This is a genomic window from Bacillus sp. AF23 (assembly GCF_020861455.1).
GTDB lineage: Bacteria > Bacillota > Bacilli > Bacillales > Bacillaceae > Bacillus > Bacillus halotolerans.
Window position 1 is genome coordinate 1 of the sequence record NZ_JAJHVY010000066.1, and the last position, 223, is coordinate 223.

Sequence of the window (223 nt, forward strand, 5' to 3'; positions counted from 1 at the left end):
TAAGACCTCGGGTCTTATAAACAGAACGTTCCCTGTCTTGTTTAGTTTTGAAGGAACTTTGTTCCTTGAATAAGTTAAGATGGGCCTGTAGCTCAGCTGGTTAGAGCGCACGCCTGATAAGCGTGAGGTCGGTGGTTCGAGTCCACTCAGGCCCACCATCTTATACAAATGGGGCCTTAGCTCAGCTGGGAGAGCGCCTGCTTTGCACGCAGGAGGTCAGCGG

1 tRNA gene is annotated in these 223 nt (G+C 51.6%); it reads left to right on the forward strand.

From position 1 onward, the window contains the following. Positions 1 to 81 precede the first annotated feature (81 nt). Positions 82 to 158, forward strand: a tRNA-Ile gene (locus LNN34_RS21880). The last annotated feature ends 65 nt before the right edge of the window (positions 159 to 223 follow it).